Raw genomic sequence first — 20,669 nt, forward strand, 5'->3', positions numbered from 1 at the left:
TATTTTGTCGGTGAACGGAGCGAACCCGCTTCGTGACGCACAGGACCGGCGGCTCCCGCGCATCGCGGGACCGTCCGGCCTGGTGATTTTCGGCGTTACGGGTGACCTGTCGCGCAAGAAGCTCATGCCCGCCGTCTACGACCTCGCCAACCGCGGCCTGCTGCCCCCGGGCTTCTCGCTGATCGGTTTCGCCCGCCGCGAGTGGCAGGACGAGGACTTCGCCCAGGAGGTGTACGAGGCCGTCAAGCAGCACTCGCGCACCCCCTTCCGTGAGGAGGTCTGGCAGCAGCTCGTACAGGGCTGCCGGTTCGTCCAGGGCGAGTTCGACGACGACGCGGCGTTCGAGACGCTCAAGCAGACGATCGACGAACTCGACAAGGCCCAGGGCACGGGCGGGAACTTCGCCTTCTACCTCTCGGTGCCGCCGAAGTTCTTCCCCAAGGTGGTCCAGCAGCTCAAGAACCACGGGCTGGCCCAGAAGGAGGGCTCCTGGCGGCGCGCCGTCATCGAGAAGCCCTTCGGACACGACCTGAAGAGCGCGGAAGAGCTCAACCAGGTCGTCCACGAGGTCTTCCCCCGGGACGAGGTCTTCCGGATCGACCACTACCTCGGCAAGGAGACCGTCCAGAACATCCTGGCGCTCCGCTTCGCCAACACCATGTTCGAGCCGATCTGGAACCGGTCGTACGTCGACCACGTGCAGATCACCATGGCGGAGGACATCGGCATCGGCGGCCGGGCCGGCTACTACGACGGCATCGGCGCCGCCCGTGACGTCATCCAGAACCACCTGCTCCAGCTGCTGGCGCTCACGGCGATGGAGGAGCCCGGCTCCTTCCACCCCAAGGCCCTGGTGGCGGAGAAGCTGAAGGTGCTCAGCGCCGTCGAGATCCCCGAGGACCTGGGCAAGCACACCGTGCGCGGCCAGTACTCGGCGGCCTGGCAGGGCGGCGAGAAGGTCAAGGGGTACCTGGAGGAGGACGGGATCGACCCGAACTCCAAGACCGACACCTACGCGGCCATCCGCCTGGAGATCAACAACCGCCGCTGGGCGGGCGTCCCGTTCTACCTGCGCACGGGCAAGCGCCTGGGCCGCCGGGTGACCGAGATCGCGGTGGTCTTCAAGCGGGCGCCGTACCTGCCGTTCGAATCGGGCGCGACCGAGGAGCTGGGGCAGAACGCCCTGGTCATCCGGGTCCAGCCGGACGAGGGCGTGACGGTCCGCTTCGGCTCCAAGGTGCCGGGCACCTCCATGGAGGTCCGGGACGTCACGATGGACTTCGCCTACGGCGAGTCCTTCACGGAGTCCAGCCCCGAGGCCTACGAGCGGCTCATCCTCGACGTCCTCCTCGGCGACGCGAACCTCTTCCCGCGCCACCAGGAAGTCGAGCTGTCCTGGAACATCCTCGACCCGATCGAGGAGTACTGGGACAAGCACGGCAAGCCCGCGCAGTACCCGGCGGGCACGTGGGGGCCGGTCGAGGCGGACGAGATGCTCGCACGAGACGGACGGAGCTGGCGCCGGCCATGAAGATCGACCTCACGGAGACCACCTCCAGCAAGATCAACGCCGCGTTGGTGCAGGCGCGCCGGGACATCGGCACGCCGGCCATCGGCATGGTCCTCACGCTGGTGATCGTGACCGATGAAGAGAACGCGTACGACGCGCTCAAGTCGGCGAACGACGCGTCCCACGAACACCCTTCGCGGATCGTCGTCGTGGTCAAGCGGGTCAGCCGCTCCCCGCGCAGCCGCCGCGAAGCCCGGCTCGACGCGGAGATCCGTGTCGGGGCGGACTCCGGTACCGGCGAAACCGTCGTACTGCGCCTGCACGGCGAACTGGTCGACCACGCCCAGTCCGTGGTGCTGCCCCTGCTGCTGCCGGACGCCCCCGTGGTGGTCTGGTGGCCGGAGGGGGCTCCGGCGGACCTGGCGGGCGACCCGCTGGGCGCGCTGGGGCAGCGCCGGATCACGGACACGTACTCCTCCGAGCACCCGATCGAGGCGCTCGGCGCCCGGGCGGCGGCGTACGCCCCGGGTGACACGGACCTGTCCTGGACCCGGATCACCCCGTGGCGCTCGATGCTGGCCGCCGCGCTGGACCAGGTGACGCTGTCGCCGGTCGTCTCGGCGACCGTCGAGGGCGAGGACGAGAACCCCAGCTGCGAGCTGCTGGCCATGTGGCTGGCGGACCGCCTGGGCGTTCCGGTCAACCGGACCCTGTCAGGGGGGCCGGGGCTGACCGCCGTCCGCATGGAGACCAAGGACGGCTCGATCGTCCTGGACCGCGCGGACGGCTCGCTGGCCACGCTGTGCATGCCGGGGCAGCCCGACCGTGCGGTGGCGCTGAAGCGGCGCGAGACGGCCGAGCTGCTGGCGGAGGAACTCCGCCGGCTGGACCCGGACAACACGTACGAGGCGTCCCTGAAGTTCGGCGTCTCCCGCCTGTCGGAGACCGCCCCGGCGGCTCCGGCGGCTGAGGCGGCTCCGGCAGCCACGGAGGCTCCGGCCGAGGCCGCCGAGGCCGAGGCTCCGGCGGAGAAGCCGGCCGCCAAGCCGGCGCGCGCGTCGAAGCGGGCGTCGGCGAAGTAGCCGGCCCGCAGGGGGGCGGGGCGGGGGGCATCTCCCCGCCCCGCCCTTCGCCCGTTCCCTGGGGCTCCGCCCCCAGACCCCGCGCCTCAAACGCCGGCGTGGCTGGAATTGCCCTGCGGGCCATCCAGCGCCCGGGTGTTTCAGCCCCGCCGGCGATTGAGGCGGAAACGGAGAAAGGGCGGGGCGGGAAGACCGCTCCGCGCAGCGGGACCCGCACCCGCCCACCACCAGAACTACCAAGAAGGCGGCAGCACATGGGTATGACGACTCCCCAGGTGGTCGTCCACCGGGACAAGGAGCTGATGGCCCAGGCCGCAGCCGCCCGGCTCATCACCAAGATCGTGGACGCGCAGGCCGCCCGCGGCAGCGCCTCCGTCGTCCTGACCGGCGGCCGCAACGGCAACGGCCTCCTCGCGGCCCTCGCCGCGGCCCCCGCCCGGGACGCCATCGACTGGTCGCGCATCGACCTCTGGTGGGGCGACGAACGCTACGTCCCCGCCGACGACCCCGAGCGCAACCACGTACAGGCCCGTGAGGCCCTGCTGGACGCCGTCCCGGTGGACCCCGCGCGCGTGCACGCGATGCCGGCCTCCGACGGCCCGTACGGCGCCGACGTGGACGCCGCAGCGGCGGCGTACGCCGCCGAGCTGGCGCGGGCGGCCACGCCCGAGGACCACGGCCCGGTCCCGCAGTTCGACGTGCTGATGCTGGGCGTCGGCCCGGACACCCACGTGGCGTCCCTGTTCCCCGAGCACCCCGCGGCCCGCGAGACCGAGCGGACCGTCGTCGGCGTCCACGGCGCGCCCAAGCCCCCGCCGACCCGCGTCTCGCTCACCCTCCCCGCGATCCGTGCGGCCCGTGAGGTCTGGCTGCTGGCGGCCGGCGAGGACAAGGCCGGCGCCGTCGCCATCGCCCTCGGCGGGGCGGGCGGGGTGCAGGCCCCGGCGGCCGAGGCCTACGGCCGCAGCCGCACGCTCTGGCTGCTGGACCGCGCGGCCGCGGCCAAGCTCCCGTCCGGGCTGTACCCCCCGGCTTCCGCCTGAGCGGGATAAGACGAGCGCCCCGTGCCGGTCACCGACCGGCACGGGGCGCTTCGCCGTTCCTACTGCCGGCCGCGCAGCTCCCGGTAGGCGGCCACCAGCGCCCGCGTCGACGGATCCAGGCCCGGCACGTCCGCGCCCTCCGTCAGCGCCGGCTCCACCCGCTTGGCGAGGACCTTGCCGAGCTCGACGCCCCACTGGTCGAAGGAGTCGATGTTCCACACCGCGCCCTGGACGAACACCTTGTGCTCGTAGAGGGCGATGAGCTGGCCCAGCACCGCCGGGGTCAGTTCGGTGGCGAGGATCGTCGTCGTGGGGTGGTTGCCCTGGAAGGTCTTGTGCGGGACGAGCGCTTCGGCGACGCCCTCCGCCCGCACCTCCTCGGCCGTCTTGCCGAAGGCCAGGGCCTGGGTCTGCGCGAAGAAGTTCGCCATCAGCAGGTCGTGCTGGGCCTCCAGGGCGGGCTCCAGCTCCGCGACCGGGCGGGCGAAGCCGATGAAGTCCGCCGGGATCACCTTGGTGCCCTGGTGGATCAACTGGTAGTACGCGTGCTGCCCGTTGGTGCCCGGCGTGCCCCAGACCACCGGACCGGTCTGCCAGTCCACCGGGTTGCCGTCGCGGTCCACGGACTTGCCGTTGGACTCCATGTCCAGCTGCTGGAGGTAGGCCGTGAAACGGGAGAGGTAGTGGCTGTACGGGAGCACGGCGTGCGACTGCGCGTCGAAGAAGGCCCCGTACCAGATGCCCAACAGGCCGAGCAGCAGAGGGGCGTTGTCCTCGGGCGCCGCGGTGCGGAAGTGCTCGTCCACGGTGTGGAAGCCGCCCAGCAGCTCCCGGAAGGAGTCCGGGCCGATCGCGATCATCAGCGAGAGCCCGATGGCCGAGTCGAAGGAGTAGCGGCCGCCGACCCAGTCCCAGAACCCGAACATGTTGGCCGGGTCGATGCCGAACTCGGTGACCTTCTCGGCGTTGGTGGACAGCGCCACGAAGTGCCGTGCGACGGCGGCCTGGTCCCCGCCGAGACCGGCGAGCAGCCACTGGCGGGCCGAGGTGGCGTTGGTGATGGTCTCGATGGTGGTGAAGGTCTTGGACGCGATGACGAACAGCGTCTCGGCCGGGTCCAGGTCGCGGACGGCCTCGTGGAGGTCGGCGCCGTCGACGTTGGACACGAACCGCACCGTCAGCGAACGGTCGGTGAAGGCGCGCAGGGCCTCGTACGCCATCGCCGGACCGAGGTCGGAGCCGCCGATGCCGATGTTGACGACGTTCTTGATGCGCTTGCCGGTGAACCCGGTCCACTCCCCCGAACGGACCTGTCCGGAGAAGGCCGCCATCTTGTCGAGGACTTCGTGCACGGCGGGCACGACGTTCTCGCCGTCCACCTCGACGACCGTGTCCGCGGGGGCGCGCAGCGCGGTGTGCAGGACCGCGCGGTCCTCCGTCACGTTGATCTTCTCGCCGCGGAACATGGCGTCCCGCAGTTCCGCCACGCCCGTCGCCGCCGCCAGCTCGCGCAGCAGCGCGAGGGTCTCGTCGGTGACGAGGTGCTTCGAGTAGTCGATGTGCAGGTCGCCGACCCGCAGGGTGTAGCCGGTGCCCCGCTCCGGATCCGTCTCGAACAGCTCCCGCAGATGCGTCTGCCCCAGCTCTTCCCGGTGCTTGCCGAGCGCGTTCCACTCGGGCAGCCGGTTCAGCCTCGTGCGGCTTTCTGCGTTCATCTCGGACATCAACCCACTTCTTCCGTCCTGTTGTGCCCCGCCACCCCCAACCTAAGGGATCCGAAGGGGGACAACACACACAAAGGGGCCCGGCCCGCGGGATTCGTCGTCCCACGGGCCGGGCCCCAAGTCACTCTTGAGCGTGGCCCCGGCCTCGGCCGGTCTCAGATCTCGCCGCGGAGCTTGGCCAGGGCCTCGGCGAGGATCGCCTCGCCGTCGGCGTCGGTGCGGCGCTCCCGGACGTACGCGAGGTGCGTCTTGTACGGCTCGGTGCGCGGCGGCGCGGGCGGGTTGTCCCGGTCCTGGCCGGCGGGGAACCCGCAGCGCGGGCAGTCCCAGGTGTCGGGGACCTGCGCGTCGCTGGCGAAGCTGGGCTGCGTCTCGTGCCCGTTCGAGCACCAGAAGGAGATGCGCAGGCGGGGCGCGGATTCACCGCGCTCGGCCTCCCCCATCGGCCCGGCTCCGACCCGACTTCCACGAATCGCGTTGCCACTTGCCACGGTCGTAACTCCCTGCGTGATGGTGCCGCCCAGCGTGAGGGTATACCCGCTGTGGGCGCCTCAGTTTACGTAAAGACCAAGCGGGCCGGGCGAAATGGCCGGAACCGTCAGCTGCCGCTCGACTTCATGAGCAGGCCGAGCGCCACGATGCAGGCGAACCACAGCAGGCCGATGACGACCGTGATGCGGTCCAGGTTGCGCTCCGCCACGGAGGAGCCGCCGACGGAGGACTGCATGCCGCCGCCGAACATGTCGGACAGGCCGCCGCCCTTGCCCTTGTGCATCAGCACGAGCAGCATCAGCAGAGCGCTGAAGACGATCAGGGCGATCGAGAACCCCATAACCACGGCTGATTCCTACTTTCTGGGCTTACGTCTGCTGCTGGGAGGAAGCGGGGGCCGGCGGCTGCACCAGCAGCCCCCGGCCCCCGCAAGGGTACGACGGATCGGCCCTACCGCATACTCACTGGTCGCGGAAGCGGACGATCTTGACGAACTCGTCCACGTCCAGCGCCGCGCCGCCGATCAGGGCGCCGTCGACGTCCGGCTGGGCCATGATCGCGGCGATGTTGCCGGCCTTGACCGAGCCGCCGTACTGGATGCGCACCTTGTCGGCAAGCTCCTGGGAGTACAGCTCGGCGAGGCGGGCGCGGATCGCCCCGCAGACCTCCTGGGCGTCCTCGGGGGTGGCGACCTCGCCGGTGCCGATCGCCCAGACGGGCTCGTAGGCGATCACGATGGACTCGGCCTGGTCGGCCGGGACTCCGTCGAGGCCGCCGTCGACCTGGGCGAGCGTGTGCGCGACCTGGCCGCCGGCCTTGCGGACGTCGAGGCCCTCGCCGACGCAGAGGATCGGGGTGATCCCGTTGCGGTAGGCGGCCTTGACCTTGGCGTTGCAGATCTCGTCGGTCTCGCCGTGGTACTGGCGGCGCTCGCTGTGGCCGACGGCCACGAACGTGCACTTCAGCTTCGAGAGCATCGGGCCGGAGATCTCACCGGTGTAGGCGCCGGAGTCGTGGGCCGAGATGTCCTGGGCGCCGTACTTGATCTTCAGCTTGTCGCCGTCGACCAGGGTCTGCACCGAGCGCAGGTCCGTGAAGGGCGGGAGTACGGCGACGTCGACCGCGTCGTAGTCCTTGTCGGCGAGCGCGAAGGCGAGCTTCTGGACGTGGGCGATGGCCTCGAGGTGGTTGAGGTTCATCTTCCAGTTGCCCGCCATGAGCGGGGTGCGGCCGTTTTCGACAGACGTCATGGTGGTTCAGCCCTCCAGGGCGGCGAGGCCGGGGAGCGTCTTGCCCTCGAGGTATTCGAGGCTGGCGCCACCACCGGTGGAAATGTGACCGAAGGCGTTCTCGTCGAAGCCCAGGATGCGGACGGCCGCGGCGCTGTCGCCGCCGCCGACCACGGTGAAGGCCCCGCTGTCGACGAGGGCCTGCGCGATGGCGCGGGTGCCGTTCGCGTAGTCGGGGTGCTCGAAGACGCCCACGGGGCCGTTCCAGAAGACGGTCTCGGCGTCGGCGATCTTCGAGGCGTACAGCTCGCGGGTCTTGGGGCCGATGTCCAGGCCCTCCTTGTCCGCGGGGATCTTGTCGGCGTCGACGGTCTCGAAGACGGCCGGGGTCCCGCCCTTGATGTCGGGGAAGTCCGCCGAGGCGAGGATGTCGACGGGGAGGACCAGCTCGACGCCGTTCTTCTCGGCGCGCTGCATGTACTCCGTGACGGTCGGGATCTGGTCCTCCTGGAGGAGGGAGATGCCGACCTCGTAGCCCTTGGCCTTGAGGAAGGTGTAGGCCATGCCGCCGCCGATGAGGATGCGGTCGGCCTTGCCGAGCAGCTCGTCGATGACGGCGAGCTTGTCGGAGACCTTGGCGCCGCCGAGGACGACCACGTACGGGCGCTTGACCTCGGCGGTCAGCTTCTTCAGGACGCCGACCTCGGTGGCGATGAGGTAGCCGGCCGCGTGCGGGAGCAGCTTCGGAAGGTCGAAGACCGAGGCGTGCTTGCGGTGGACGGCGCCGAAGCCGTCGCCGACGTAGACGTCGGCCAGCTCGGCGAGCTGCTTGGCGAAGGCCACGCGCCCGGCCTCGTCCTTGGAGGTCTCGCCGGCGTTGAAGCGCAGGTTCTCGATGACGGCGACCTGTCCGTCGGCGAGGGCCGCGACGGTCTCCTTGGCGGAGGAGCCGACGGTGTCGGTGGCGAAGGCGACCTCCGCGCCGAGCAGCTCGCCGAGCCGCTTCGCGGCGGGGGCGAGGGAGAAGTCGGGCTCGGTGCCGGTGCCCTTGGGGCGGCCCAGGTGCGAGGCGACGACCACGCGGGCGCCCGCCTCGGCGAGCTTGGCGATGGTGGGCTGGACGGCGCGGATGCGGCCGTCGTCGGTGATCACGCCTTCCTTGAGCGGCACGTTGAGATCGGCGCGTACGAAGACCCGCTTGCCGGCTACGCCGTCCGCGAGGAGTTCGTCGATCGTCTTCATGTGTTTCTACTCCTTGTCCCCATACAGGGCTGTTACAGGTGCAGGGCGGATGGGACGGGCAAGCGACAGGGCCCGTACGGCGCCTCATCGCGCCGAGCGGACCCTGTGCTCACATGGTGTTGCCTTGCCCTACGTTCTCAGAGCTGACCGCCGACGAAGACGGTGAGGTCGACGAGGCGGTTGGAGTAGCCCCACTCGTTGTCGTACCAGCCGACGACCTTGACCTGCGTACCGTCCTGCACCATGGTCAGCGAGGAGTCGAAGGTGCACGAAGCCGGCCAGTTCACGATGTCGGAGGAGACGATCGCGTCCTCGGTGTAGTCGAGGATGCCCTTGAGCTGGCCCTCGGCGGCCTTCTGGAAGGCGGCGTTGATCTCTTCCTTGGTGGTCTCGCGGGAGAGCTCCAGGACGAGGTCGGTGACCGAGCCGGTGGGGACCGGGACGCGCATGGCGATGCCGTCGAGCTTGCCCTTGAGCTGCGGCAGGACCAGCGCGGTGGCCTTGGCGGCACCGGTGGAGGTCGGGATGATGTTCTCGGCGGCGGCGCGGGCGCGGCGCAGGTCCGAGTGCGGGAAGTCCAGGATGCGCTGGTCGTTCGTGTACGCGTGGACCGTCGTCATCATGCCCTTGACGATGCCGAAGTTCTCGTCGAGGACCTTGGCCATCGGCGCCACGCAGTTGGTGGTGCAGGAGGCGTTGGAGATCACGTGGTGGTGGGCGGCGTCGTACTTGTCCTGGTTGACGCCCATCACGATGGTGATGTCCTCGTCCTTGGCCGGGGCCGAGATGAGGACCTTCTTCGCGCCCGCCGCGATGTGCTTGGCGGCGTCGGCCTTCTTCGTGAAGATGCCGGTCGACTCGATCACGATGTCGGCGCCCAGCTCGCCCCAGGGGAGGTTCGCGGGGTCCCGCTCGGCGAAGGTCTTGAAGGTCATGTCGCCCACGGTGATGGTGTCATCGGTGTGGGAGACGTCCTGCTTCAGACGGCCCAGGATGGTGTCGTACTTGAGCAGGTGCACCAGGGTGCCGTTGTCGGTCAGGTCGTTGACACCGACGACCTCGATGTCCGCCCCCTGCTCGAGAAGCGCCCGGAAGTAGTTGCGGCCAATGCGGCCAAAACCATTGATGCCTACGCGGATCGTCACGAACCGATCTCCTCGTTGGTGCGCCGGCCTGTCCCGCCGGCGAGCTGTATGGGATGTCCCCGACCGCTTACGACCCTACCTCTCCGTGAGCTTCGGAGTGGAATCGGCCGGAGGCTGACACTCCCCCGCTTCGTGGGGGAACGCCCGCCGGGGCCCTGGACCACTGCTGCGGCAAGGGGCCCCGGGGACTTTGGCCCCGGTCACTCTCAGTGAGCGCCGGGAGGGTCGTTGATCAGCCGTTCAGGGCGCGGAGGGCCTTACCGATCAGTAGGGCGCGGTCGGCCGCGGCGGGGAGGTGCTCCAGCCCGAAGCCGAACAGGACCGTGTCACGCGTAGTGACGGCCGCGTAGGACTTGAACAGCTCTCCGGTCCTGGACCAATCCCCCGGCACGTCGGGACTTCCGGCAGGGGCGCCCTGGGCGGTCCAGGCACCGAGAGAGGTCTCGAAGCCCTCCACGGCCTGGTCGGAGCCGCCCACGGAGACCCGGGCGTCGTCCGCGAAGACCCCGCGGCCGCCGGTGCCGGGGTCGGTGATGTAGGACAGGGAGACCTCGACGGTCTTCCCGGCGTAGGCGCTCAGGTCGAAGGAGACCTGCTTCCAGCCGTCGGACGAGCCGGTGAAGCTGTTCCACACCCCGCTGGTGCCGCTCGGTGAGCAACCGCCGCTCCCGACGGTGAGGTAGTGGCGCAGGAACGGGTGGTCGTTGACGAAGAACCCGGCCCCGCACTCCGCCGGGACGGTGGTGGAGCTCGAGCCGCCCGCTTCCGGAAGTGTGGTCCAGTCCTCCCCGCCGGCCGTACGGGCCTCCAGGACGGCGTGGTCGTAGCCCTGCTCGGTGTTCCAGTTGAGGGCCGTCTTCAGCTTCGGCTGCTCGGCGGCCGTGACCTTGGTGAGGTCGATGGTGCGGGTGAGGCGCTTCCAGTCGTCGTCCTCGTGGGTGGCCGACGCCATGCCGGTGCCCGCGTAGGGGGCGTACGGGTTCACGATGCCGGCGTACTGGCCCGCCTGCGCGCTCTTGAACTGCGGGAACTGCGCCGGCGGCAGGGAGTCGGAGGTGAGGCTGAAGGCTCCAGGGGAGTTCAGCGGATTGCCGGCGGCGTCACCGAGGGCGCCGCCCGCCCCGGCGAGGGTGCCGGCCCCGGTGAAGCCGGCGGGGCCCTTGGCCGTGGCCCGGCCGTAGGCGCCGAGGTAGTACTGGCTGAAGTCGTCGGTCAGGGCCCGGCCCACCTGGGCCCGGCCGCCCGCCAGCTCACCGGCCTCGACGAGCTTGCCGCCCTCGTTGAGGAAGTCGCGGACCGCCAGCTGCGTGGGGCCGCCGGGGGCGCCCGCGCCGGTGTAGTGGACGGCCGTGCGGAAGTGGGAGAGCACACCGAGGTGGTGCGGGGCGCCCTGGGTCGCCACGTCCCACACGGCGGCGGACTTCCCGTTGGCCCGCAGCGCGTCCACGTAGCTCTGGGCGTGCTGTGCCTTCGCGCCCTCCTCCGCGATCACCAGGACGTCCGCGCGCGGGCGTTCGGCCACGGTGTACGTGAAGTGCTCGCTGGAGACGAGCCTGCCGCGGTCGCGGCCGGTGAACCAGACCTCGACCTTGTCGCCCGGCTTGGTGCCGTCCACCTTGGCCCGGTACTGGTCGAACCAGTTGTTGTCCTCGCCGCCGTAGACCTCGCCGCCCTTCCAGGCCTTGAGCTCGTCGTCGTGCGTACGGCCGCCGTTGACGCGGAAGTTGAGGAGCTTGTCCTTCAGCGCCTTGCGGGCGGTGACGGAGACCGTCTGGTCCTCGCCCCGGGCGGCGTAGGAGGTGGTGAAGGGGTCGAGGGTGAAGTCGGCGGCGCTCATCCCGACCGAGGAGACGGGCCGGTCCGGGTGGGCGGCGCTCTCCCCGACGGACAGCGCGAAGGGGACGTTCTTGGCGAACTCCTGCTGGATGAGCTTCTCGTCGTCCGGGAAGTTGAAGCCGGAGGCGCAGTCCTCGGGCTTCCAGCGGTCGTCCGGGTCGATCGCGGAGGCCGTCTGGCAGGTGGTCATCTCCGGTGTGAACATCATGACGCCGTTGGCGTTGGCGGCGTGTCCGTCGGCCTCGCCGTTGGTGGTGTACAGCTCGGAGGAGATCTGCGGGTAGTAGCCGGGGACGGCCGAGTGCTCCGGGGTGCCGGCGAGGGCCTTGTAGGCGACGTCGTCCGGGGTCGGGGTGGCGACCTGCCAGCCCACCCCGTACAGCAGGAGCTCGGAGGCCGAGTGGTAGTTGATCGCGTACCGGAAGCCGACGCGCTTCTCGAACGTGTCGAGGGCGACGGTCTCGGGTTCGGACTGGGCCTTGGGGCCCCGGTAGGTCTCGCTGGAGGGGCTCGGCGAGGAACCCTCGTTGTCCCAGCCCCACTTGTAGGCGAAATTGCGGTTGAGGTCGACCCCGTCCACCGCGGTGATCTTTCCGTCTCCGTTGTTGTCGCGGAGGTTCTTGCGCCACAGCCGGGCGCCGTCGGAGGTGAAGGTGTGGTCGTAGCCGTCGGGGTTGGCGGAGAGCAGGAACCACAGCTCGGTGGAGTCCACCAGCTTGGTGATCCGGGCGTCCTTGCCGTAGCTGTCCAGGGTGTGGTGCATCAGCCGGCGGGTCATCTCGGGGGTGATCCACTCACGGGCGTGCTGGTTGGACATGTAGAGCACGGACGGCTTCTCACCGTCCTCGGTCTTCCTGGCGTCCTTGGTGACCTTGAGGGCGAGGATGTCCTTGCCCTGGACGGTCTTGCCGATGGAGACGACCTTGGTCAGGCCGGGGTTCTGCTGCGCGGTGCGCAGGATCTCCTCCTGGAGGCCGCCCTTGCCGCTGTAGGGGCGGAAGACCCCGTCCCCGGCGGCCTTGGTGCGGGCCAGCCCCTGGGCGGAGACCTTGCGCTCGGCGAGCTTGACCCCCTGGGCGGCGAGCGTCTTGGCCTGGTCCCCGGTGAGGAAGAGCTCGACCTTCGCGGTCCCGGTCCCGGGCGCCCGCTCGGCGAGCTCCTGGGCGTCCTGGCCGGCGGCGAGGACGAGCGGGACCTGGTCGCGGGTGATGTCGGCGTCGTAGACGCGCACCTCGTCGGCGCCGGGGGCGGCGCCGGACGCGGGCTGTGCCTGGGCCGCGGCGGGCAGCGCGGCCAGTGTGGTTCCGATGACGAGTGCGCTTGCCGCGAGGATCGTTCTCGCGCGTTGCCTCATGTGCCCCCCTGGGCGTCGTCAGCCACGAAAGCGTTCGGGGGCCAGGCTCACGATCCGGCGATGCCCATGTCAATGGGACAAAAGGGAACCGGGCCCGCACGGATGACCGTGCGGGCCCGTCCGCCCTGCCTGGCGGGGTGAGCGGGGGCGGCCCGCGACCGTCCCCGCTCAGCCGGCCATGTTGTCGGCCAGCTCCTCGCTGAGGTCCAGGTTGGACTCGGTGCCGGGGATGCCGAGGTCCTGCGCCCGCTTGTCGGCCATCGCCAGCAGGCGGCGGATCCGGCCCGCGACGGCGTCCTTGGTCAGCGGCGGGTCGGCGAGCGCGCCCAGCTCCTCCAGGGAGGCCTGCTTGTGCTCCATGCGCAGCCGGCCGGCCGCGGCCAGGTGCTCGGGGACCTCCTCGCCGAGGATCTCCAGGGCCCGCTGGACCCGGGCTCCGGCGGCCACCGCGGCCCGCGCCGAGCGGCGCAGGTTGGCGTCGTCGAAGTTGGCGAGGCGGTTGGCGGTGGCGCGCACCTCGCGCCGCATCCGCCGCTCCTCCCAGGCCAGGACCGACTCGTGCGCGCCGAGGCGGGTCAGCAGGGCGCCGATCGCGTCGCCGTCGCGGACGACGACCCGGTCCACGCCGCGCACCTCGCGCGCCTTCGCGGCGATGGAGAGCCGCCGGGCGGCACCCACCAGGGCCAGGGCCGCCTCGGGGCCGGGGCAGGTGACCTCCAGGGAGGAGGAGCGGCCCGGCTCGGTGAGGGAGCCGTGGGCCAGGAAGGCACCGCGCCAGGCCGCCTCCGCGTCACAGGTCGCCCCGGAGACCACCTGCGGGGGCAGCCCGCGGATGGGACGGCCGCGGCCGTCGACCAGGCCGGTCTGGCGGGCCAGCTGGTCCCCGCCCGCGACCACGCGGACGACGAAGCGGCTGCCGCGGCGCAGCCCGCCCGGGGCCATGACCACCAGGTCGGAGGAGTGGCCGAAGATCTCCAGGATGTCCTTGCGCAGCCGGCGGGCGGCGATCCCGGTGTCCAGCTCCGCCTCGATGACGATCCGGCCGCTCACCAGGTGGAGGCCGCCCGCGAACCGAAGGATCGCCGAGACCTCCGCCTTCCTGCAGCAGGTCCGGGTGACGGGGAGGCGGGAGATCTCATCCTTCACCGCGGGCGTCATCGCCATGGGCCGATCCTTCCATGCATCCGAAAAATACGGTCGTACGCGGCGGCCAGCAGCTCCGGGTCGTGCTTCGGAGAGCCGTCCTGCCTGGCCACCGGAGCCAGCTCGACCGCGGCACCGAACCGCTTCGCGGCATCGGCGAGGGACTCGCGGTCGGGCACGGCGGCCTCGTCGGCCAGCACCACGTCCAGGGCGAGTTTAGGGGCGTGTCGGGCCAAAACCTCCAAATGACGCTGCGGAGAGAAGCCCTCTGTTTCGCCCGGCTGGGGGGCGAGGTTCAGCGAGAGGACCTTGCGGGCCTTCGTCGCCACCAGTGCGTCGAGCAGTTCCGGCACCAGCAGGTGCGGGATGACGGAGGAGAACCAGGATCCCGGCCCGAGCACCACCCAGTCGGCGTCGAGCACGGCGGCGACGGCCTCCGGCACGGCCGGCGGGTCGCCCGGCACGACCTGGACGGAGAGCACCTCGCCCGGGGTCAGGGCCACGGTGGCCTGCCCCCGGACGGTGTCCACCTCGTCCGGGCGCGCCGGGTCGTGCCCCTTGACCAGGGCCTGGAGTTCCAGCGGCACCGCCGACATCGGCAGCACCCGGCCCTGCGCCCCGAGCAGCCTGCCCACCAGGTCGAGGGCCTGCACGGGGTCGCCGAGCTGTTCCCACAGGGCGACGATCAGCAGGTTGCCGACGGCGTGCCCGTGGAGGTCGCCCTGGGACTGGAAGCGGTGCTGGATGACCCGGGCCCAGGTCTGGCCCCAGTCGTCGTCGCCGCACAGCGCGGCCAGCGCCTTGCGCAGGTCGCCGGGCGGCAGCACGCTCAGCTCCTCGCGGAGCCGTCCGCTGGAGCCGCCGTCGTCGGCGACGGTGACCACCGCGGTGAGCTCCCCGGTGATCCGGCGCAGGGCGGCGAGGGAGGCCGACAGGCCCATGCCGCCGCCGAGGGCGACGACCTTGGGCGCGACCACCTTGGCCGCCCCGCGGCGGCCGGCGCGGCCCGCGCCGTCCTCGCCCCGGGCGGGGGTCAGACGGCGCAGGCGGCGCAGCCGCAGGGTCCGTCCGGTCACTCGCGCCCCATGTCCCGGTGGACGACGACGGTCTCGACTCCCTCGGAGGCGAGGCGGGCGGCCAGCTTCTCGGACATGGCGACGCTGCGGTGCTTGCCGCCGGTGCAGCCGACCGCGATGGTCACGTACCGCTTGCCCTCGCGGCGGTAGCCGGCGGCGATCAGCTGGAGGAGTTCGGTGTAGCGGTCGAGGAACTCCTTGGCGCCGGGCTGGCTGAAGACGTAGCCCGACACCTCCTCGTTGAGCCCGGTGAAGGGGCGCAGCTCGGGGACCCAGTGCGGGTTGGGGATGAAGCGGCAGTCCACGACGAGGTCGGCGTCGACGGGCAGGCCGTACTTGAAGCCGAAGGACATCACGGTGGCCCGCAGCTCGGGCTCCTCGTCGCCCGCGAACTGGGCGTCCATCTTCGCGCGCAGCTCGTGCACGTTCAGGCTGGAGGTGTCGATGACCAGGTCGGCGTCTCCGCGCAGCTCGCGCAGCAGGTCGCGCTCGGCGGCGATGCCGTCGACGATGCGGCCGTCGCCCTGGAGGGGGTGCGGGCGGCGGACCGACTCGAAGCGGCGGACCAGCGCGTCGTCGGAGGACTCCAGGAAGACGATGCGCCGGGTGACCCCGCGGTCCTCCAGGTCGGCGAGGGATTCGCGCAGGGCGTCGAAGAACTGGCGGCCGCGGACGTCGACGACGACGGCGATGCGGGCCACGTTGCCCTGGGAGCGGGCGCCGAGCTCCACCATGGTGGGGATCAGCGCCGGCGGCAGGTTGTCGACGACGAACCAGCCGAGGTCCTCCAGGCACTTGGCCGCCGTGCTGCGGCCGGCTCCGGACATGCCGGAGATGATCACCAGCTCGGGAATGGCCGCTTCGGCGTTGTCGCCGGGCTCCACTGTCGTGCCCGTACTCACCTGTGCTCCGTCTCGGTCGTGCTCGGTCTCGTGCTCGGTCATTGCTCGGTCCCCCGATCGGACGGCGTCCCCGCGGGCGCGGGGGCCTCGTCCTCAATGATCTCTCCTGTCGCCGTGTTGACGGCAGGACCGGCGGGGACCGCCCTGGCGAGGGCCGCGGCCACGGTCTCGGCCGTCTTGCGGCCTATGCCCGGGACCTCGCAGATCTGGTCGATTGTCGCCTGTCTCAGCTTCTTCACCGAACCGAAGTGCTTGACGAGGGCGAGCCGACGGCTCTCGCCGAGGCCGGGCACCTCGTCCAGGGGGCCCGCTTTCAGCCGCTTTCCGCGCTTGCTGCGCTGGTACTGGATGGCGAAGCGGTGGGCTTCGTCACGCACCCGCTGGAGCAGGTAGAGGCCCTCGCTGGTGCGGGGCAGGACCACGGGGTCGTCCTCGCCGGGCAGCCAGACCTCCTCCAGCCGCTTGGCGAGGCCGCACACGGCGACGTCGTCGATACCGAGCTCGTCCAGGGCCCGCTTGGCCGCCGCCACCTGGGGCTGCCCGCCGTCGACGACGACGAGCTGGGGCGGGTACGCGAACCGCTTGGGCCGCCCGTCGTCCTCGGGCTCGCCGTCCTCGGGGGCCCACTCCCCCGTCTTGAGCTTCTCCTGGAGGTAGCGCTTGAAGCGCCGGGAGACGACCTCGTGCATGGACCGGACGTCGTCCTGCCCCTCGAAGCCCTTCACCTGGAAGCGCCGGTACTCGCTCTTGCGGGCGAGTCCGTCCTCGAAGACGACCATGGAGGCCACGACGTCTTCCCCCTGGAGGTGGGAGATGTCGAAGCACTCGATGCGCAGGGGCGCCCCGTCGAGCTCCAAGGCCTCGGCGATCTCCTCCAGGGCCCGGGAGCGGGTGGTGAGGTCGGCGGCGCGCTTGGTCTTGTGCAGGGCGAGGGACTGCTGGGCGTTGCGGTGGACGGTCTCCATGAGGGACTTCTTGTCCCCGCGCTGCGGGACGCGCAGGCTGACCTGGGACCCGCGCCGCTGCGCCAGCCACTGCCCCAGCGCGGCCGCGTCGTCCGGCACGACGGGGACGAGCACCTCCTTGGGGACGCTCTCGCCGCTCTCCTCGCCGTAGAGCTGCTGGAGGGCGTGCTCGACGAGGCCGGCGGTGTCGACGGCCTCGACCTTGTCGGTGACCCAGCCGCGCTGGCCGCGCACCCGGCCGCCGCGGACGTGGAAGATCTGCACGGCCGCTTCGAGCTCGTCCTCGGCGACGGCGATCAGGTCGGCGTCGGTGGCGTCCGCGAGGACGACGGCGTTCTTCTCCATGGCCCGGCGCAGGGCCCCTATGTCGTCCCGCAGCCGGGCGGCCTTCTCGTACTCCATCTCCTCGGCCGCCGCGTGCATCTCCTTCTCCAGCCGGGAGAGGTAGGTACCGGTGCGGCCGGCCATGAAGTCGCAGAAGTCCTCGGCGAGTTCCCGGTGGTCCTCGGGGCTGATCCGGCCGACGCAGGGCGCCGAGCACTTGCCGATGTACCCGAGCAGGCAGGGCCGCCCGATCTGGGCGGACCGCTTGAACACCCCGGCGGAGCAGGTGCGCACCGGGAAGACCCGGAGCATCAGGTCGACGGTCTCGCGGATCGCCCAGGCGTGCCCGTACGGCCCGAAGTACCGCACGCCCTTCTTCTTGGGCCCGCGCATGACCTGCACGCGCGGGTACTGCTCGCCCATCGTGACGGCGAGCGACGGATAGCTCTTGTCGTCCCGGTACTTCACGTTGAACCGGGGGTCGAACTCCTTGATCCAGGAGTACTCCAGCTGCAGCGCCTCGACCTCGGTGGAGACGACGGTCCACTCGACGGAGGCGGCCGTCGTGACCATCGTGGCGGTCCGGGGGTGCAGACCGGCGAGGTCCTGGAAGTAGCTGGCCAGCCGCTGGCGCAGGCTCTTGGCCTTCCCGACGTAGATCACCCGGCGGTGCGCGTCGCGGAACTTGTAGACCCCAGGGGAGTCGGGAATCTCCCCGGGCTTGGGTCGGTAGCTGGAAGGGTCGGCCATGCCAACCACCCTACTGGCGCGCTACGACAACGAAACGTACCAGCGGGCTGTGGACCGTGGCAGCCTCGCGGGCGGTCGAGGCGCCGGGTCCGGGGCGGAGCCCCGGGAAACGGAGCAAGGGCGGGGCAGGGACGAGCCCCGCGGGGCCCGGCACCGACCGCGACGGCCGGACCGGACCCCACGGGGAAGGGACCCGGGGTCAGCCCCCGGCGGTACGGCGCCGCCGCAGCAGGACGACGGCCCCCGCCGCGCCCAGCGCCAGCGCCCCGGCCCCGCCGGCGAGCACCACCCCCGGCCCGCCGCCGTCAGCGGCACCGTCACCGACGCCGGCCGGCGGGCCCGCCTCGGCGAAGCCCCCCGCCATGCCGCGGGCCGCGTACGCGGACCCCGGCAGCTTGTCCCCGTACGCCTTCACGACCCGCGCCCGGTACGCCCCCAGCGAGACCCCGGCCGGGCCCACGGCCCGCACGGCGTCCTCGTCCAGCGGCAGCACCCGCTCGTCCCCGGCGACGTACCAGGCGTCGGTCTGGGGCTCCCGGAACACGGTCCCGCCGGGCAGTTTCGCGGCGCCGAGGCGGGCGTAGCGGAACTCGTCGTCGCCGGTGGCGATGTTCACGACCTGCCAGCCGGCCCCGGTCTTCGCGGTCCACAGGGCCGCCTTCTGCCCGTCCGAGGACACGGCCTGGGACGCCAGGAACTCCAGCCGGGCCACCGGTGCCCCGGCCTTCCCGGCGACGAACTCCGGCGCCAGGTAGCTGACGGGGATCGCGTCCCCCTCGATCCGGGGCCGGGCCGCGGCCACCGACACCTTCCCCTCCCGGGCGAAGAACCTGGACAGGGTCGCCAGGGTGTCCGGCGCGGTGGCCGCCTCGTGCGCGGCGGCCCGGTTCTCGGCGGTGGCGGTCTGCGGCTGCGGGACGGGCGCGGCGGAGGCCTGCCCGCCCAGGGCGGCGGCCAGGGCGGCGGCCGCGAGGGCCACGGCGGCGGCGCGTGCGGTCTTGGCGGTCACGCGGTCACGCCCCGATCCGGTAGAGGGAGTGGGTCCAGGAGAAGGTGTCGTTGTCCACGTACCAGGCGTGCGAGGCCCAGTTGTAGCGGTCGTTCGACGGCCACGGGTCGCCCCAGTAGACCCAGCTGCCGGCGGTGTCGTACCCGTAGACGACGTGCATGTGGCCGCCGCCGCCCGACCACTGGATCCGGGTCTCGACGGGCCGGTCGGCGTTGATCTCGGTCTGGACGGTGGAGTACTGGAGCCAGCCGGTCACGTAGCTGCCGGAGTTGATGCCGGCCCAGCGCAGCGCGGTCTGGACGTTGCCCAGCGTGGCCTGGTTGTTGGGGCACTCGGTGCCCTGCTGGCGGTTGAAGGCGGCGTTGCAGAACTGGTTCTGGCTGTAGGTGCGGCCGAACCAGGTGGCGATCGTGTTGCCGCTGGCGGCCCAGCACCAGTTGTTCTTCTGCTGCGCCTGCATGGTGATGTCGAGCCGCTTGTACGCCAGTGCCGAGGCGGCGGAGCCCGTGTCCGCGGCCGGGGCGGCGGTGGCGGTACCGGCGCCGAGACCGAGGGGCAGCAGTACGAGCAGCAGGGCGGATATCAGGGAGGCGGCCGGCGAAAGCCGCCCTCTTCTGTTGCGCATCGCGTTCCTCCCGAGGTGGGGACTCGAGGTGGTGGGGGTTGGAGGAGCGCGTCCGGACGCTGTGGAGGAGCATCGGGGTGTTGTCGCGATCAGGTCAACACGCTTCAATACGCGGTGACATTGCAGTGTGAACGGTGGGGCTGCGGTGTGAACGGTTGCTCTCGTTCCACCTGGTCTCCCCGACCCACGGCCCGGCCCCCCACCCCGGCGCGTGTGAACGTTCACAGAGGAGAGTCGCCATGCGGCCGACCGGCGACACGCCAGTTCCGGCGGACAGCGCCGACGCGGCCGATCTCGGGCGGCTGCTGCGCGGCGGCCCCTTCCACCTCGCCCTGCGCGCCGCCCTCGCCGCGCGCGGACTGCCCCTGCACCGGGTGCAGCACCGGCTCGCCGCGCGCGGCATCAAGCTCGGGGTCACCAGCCTCAGCTACTGGCAGCAGGGCGCCCGGCGCCCGCGCCACCGGGAGTCGCTGCGGGCGGTGTCCGCCCTGGAGGAGATCCTGGAACTCCCCCCGGGCTCCCTGCTGCGCCTGCTGGCCGACCCGGACCCCGGCCCGGGCCGCCCGGCCGCCCGCCCCTACCGTGCGCTGGTGAGCGTCGGCGCGGCCGTGGAAGGGCTGCTGGCGGCGATGGAGCTCCCGGCGGACGGCGGCCTGCACTCGGTCGGCCACCACGAGCGGGTCCGCATCGGCCCGGACGGCGAGCTGTGCACGCGGGAGTCGCAGCAGATCGTGCGGGCCCACCGCGACGGCGTCGACCGCTACCTGGCCGTCCACCACGGCGACCCCGGCTGCGACGCGGCCCGGGTGGAGGTGACGGCGTACGAGAACTGCCGCACGGGCCGGGTCCGCTGCCACCCGGAGGCCGGGGTGGTGGTGGCGGAGCTGCTCTTCGACGCGCGGCTGCGGCGCGGGGACACGTACGTCTTCGGGTACGGCATCGAGGACGGCACGGGGGCGCGCAGCACGGAGTACGTACGCGGCTTCAGCTACGCGGGCGGCCAGTACATGCTCCAGGTCCGCTTCGACGAGGCGGCCCTCCCGGTCCGCTGCCACCGCTTCGCCCGCACCTCCCCGGCGGCCCCCCGCACCTCCCTGACCGACCTCACCCCCAGCGGCCGCCACCGCGCGGTCCACCTGGTGGAACAGGCGGTCCGCCCGGGCATCCTGGGCATCGCCTGGGACTGGGGGTAGCGGCCCACCCGGACCGCCCGGCGGG

General features: G+C 71.6%; 17 protein-coding genes. 4 read left to right on the forward strand and 13 right to left on the reverse strand.

The window, feature by feature from the left end:
- The first annotated feature begins 1 nt into the window (after position 1).
- The 3 genes from zwf (at position 2) to pgl (ending at position 3,635) form a co-directional block, all read left to right on the forward strand.
- Entirely contained in the window at positions 2 to 1,531 is a 1,530-nt protein-coding gene (gene zwf / locus B4U46_RS09150; RefSeq protein ID WP_079425701.1) for a glucose-6-phosphate dehydrogenase, read from the forward strand.
- The gene (gene opcA, locus B4U46_RS09155) at positions 1,528 to 2,592 is read left to right on the forward strand and encodes a glucose-6-phosphate dehydrogenase assembly protein OpcA (RefSeq protein ID WP_079425703.1); all 1,065 of its coding nucleotides are present in this window, start codon (positions 1,528 to 1,530) and stop codon (positions 2,590 to 2,592) included. The genes zwf and opcA overlap by 4 nt, the downstream gene beginning before the upstream one ends.
- Positions 2,593 to 2,852: 260 nt before the next feature.
- Positions 2,853 to 3,635, forward strand: a complete 783-nt coding sequence (gene pgl, locus B4U46_RS09160) for a 6-phosphogluconolactonase (protein WP_079425706.1) — start codon at positions 2,853 to 2,855, stop codon at positions 3,633 to 3,635.
- Between the two features lie 59 nt (positions 3,636 to 3,694).
- On the opposite strand, the gene pgi is transcribed toward pgl, so the two are convergent.
- The 13 genes from pgi to B4U46_RS09225 all read right to left on the reverse strand — a co-directional run bounded on the left by pgi (position 3,695) and on the right by B4U46_RS09225 (position 19,451).
- Positions 3,695 to 5,350 (reverse strand): glucose-6-phosphate isomerase, encoded by a 1,656-nt coding sequence (pgi, locus tag B4U46_RS09165; RefSeq protein WP_079431649.1) that lies wholly within the window; start codon positions 5,348 to 5,350, stop codon positions 3,695 to 3,697.
- A 164-nt stretch (positions 5,351 to 5,514) separates the two neighbouring features.
- Positions 5,515 to 5,850, reverse strand: a complete 336-nt coding sequence (locus tag B4U46_RS09170) for an RNA polymerase-binding protein RbpA (RefSeq protein ID WP_007263454.1) — start codon at positions 5,848 to 5,850, stop codon at positions 5,515 to 5,517.
- Between the two features lie 107 nt (positions 5,851 to 5,957).
- Complete coding sequence (gene secG, locus B4U46_RS09175; protein WP_079425708.1) at positions 5,958 to 6,191, reverse strand: preprotein translocase subunit SecG; 234 nt, start codon at positions 6,189 to 6,191, stop codon at positions 5,958 to 5,960.
- Between the two features lie 121 nt (positions 6,192 to 6,312).
- Complete coding sequence (gene tpiA / locus B4U46_RS09180; RefSeq protein WP_079425711.1) at positions 6,313 to 7,101, reverse strand: triose-phosphate isomerase; 789 nt, start codon at positions 7,099 to 7,101, stop codon at positions 6,313 to 6,315.
- 6 nt (positions 7,102 to 7,107) lie between these two features.
- Positions 7,108 to 8,322: a phosphoglycerate kinase gene (locus tag B4U46_RS09185; protein WP_079425713.1), complete on the reverse strand. Its 1,215-nt coding sequence runs from the start codon at positions 8,320 to 8,322 to the stop codon at positions 7,108 to 7,110.
- Positions 8,323 to 8,459: 137 nt separating this feature from the next.
- Positions 8,460 to 9,467 carry a type I glyceraldehyde-3-phosphate dehydrogenase gene (gene gap / locus B4U46_RS09190; protein WP_079425716.1) on the reverse strand — a complete coding sequence of 336 codons (1,008 nt, stop codon included), beginning with the start codon at positions 9,465 to 9,467 and terminating at the stop codon, positions 8,460 to 8,462.
- A gap of 232 nt (positions 9,468 to 9,699) precedes the next feature.
- Positions 9,700 to 12,657, reverse strand: coding sequence for a M14 family metallopeptidase (locus tag B4U46_RS09195; RefSeq protein WP_079425718.1), 2,958 nt, complete (start codon positions 12,655 to 12,657; stop codon positions 9,700 to 9,702).
- Positions 12,658 to 12,825: 168 nt separating this feature from the next.
- A complete protein-coding gene (gene whiA / locus B4U46_RS09200; RefSeq protein ID WP_030237199.1) occupies positions 12,826 to 13,821 on the reverse strand; it encodes a DNA-binding protein WhiA in 996 nt (331 codons plus the stop codon).
- Positions 13,812 to 14,876, reverse strand: coding sequence for a gluconeogenesis factor YvcK family protein (locus tag B4U46_RS09205; RefSeq protein ID WP_079425721.1), 1,065 nt, complete (start codon positions 14,874 to 14,876; stop codon positions 13,812 to 13,814). Before B4U46_RS09205 ends, whiA begins: the two co-directional genes overlap by 10 nt.
- Positions 14,873 to 15,820: an RNase adapter RapZ gene (gene rapZ / locus B4U46_RS09210; RefSeq protein WP_079425723.1), complete on the reverse strand. Its 948-nt coding sequence runs from the start codon at positions 15,818 to 15,820 to the stop codon at positions 14,873 to 14,875. Before rapZ ends, B4U46_RS09205 begins: the two co-directional genes overlap by 4 nt.
- Entirely contained in the window at positions 15,817 to 17,817 is a 2,001-nt protein-coding gene (gene uvrC, locus B4U46_RS09215) for an excinuclease ABC subunit UvrC (RefSeq protein ID WP_079425729.1), read from the reverse strand. The genes rapZ and uvrC overlap by 4 nt, the downstream gene beginning before the upstream one ends.
- Before the next feature lie 199 nt (positions 17,818 to 18,016).
- Positions 18,017 to 18,826, reverse strand: a complete 810-nt coding sequence (locus B4U46_RS09220) for a hypothetical protein (protein WP_079425731.1) — start codon at positions 18,824 to 18,826, stop codon at positions 18,017 to 18,019.
- Positions 18,827 to 18,830: 4 nt separating this feature from the next.
- Positions 18,831 to 19,451, reverse strand: a complete 621-nt coding sequence (locus B4U46_RS09225; RefSeq protein WP_079425734.1) for a papain-like cysteine protease family protein — start codon at positions 19,449 to 19,451, stop codon at positions 18,831 to 18,833.
- Between the two features lie 239 nt (positions 19,452 to 19,690).
- Between B4U46_RS09225 and B4U46_RS09230 the strand changes: the two genes are divergently transcribed.
- Positions 19,691 to 20,644, forward strand: coding sequence for a hypothetical protein (locus B4U46_RS09230; RefSeq protein WP_079425735.1), 954 nt, complete (start codon positions 19,691 to 19,693; stop codon positions 20,642 to 20,644).
- The last annotated feature ends 25 nt before the right edge of the window (positions 20,645 to 20,669 follow it).

It is taken from the genome of Streptomyces katrae, from assembly GCF_002028425.1.
Taxonomy (GTDB): domain Bacteria; phylum Actinomycetota; class Actinomycetes; order Streptomycetales; family Streptomycetaceae; genus Streptomyces; species Streptomyces katrae_A.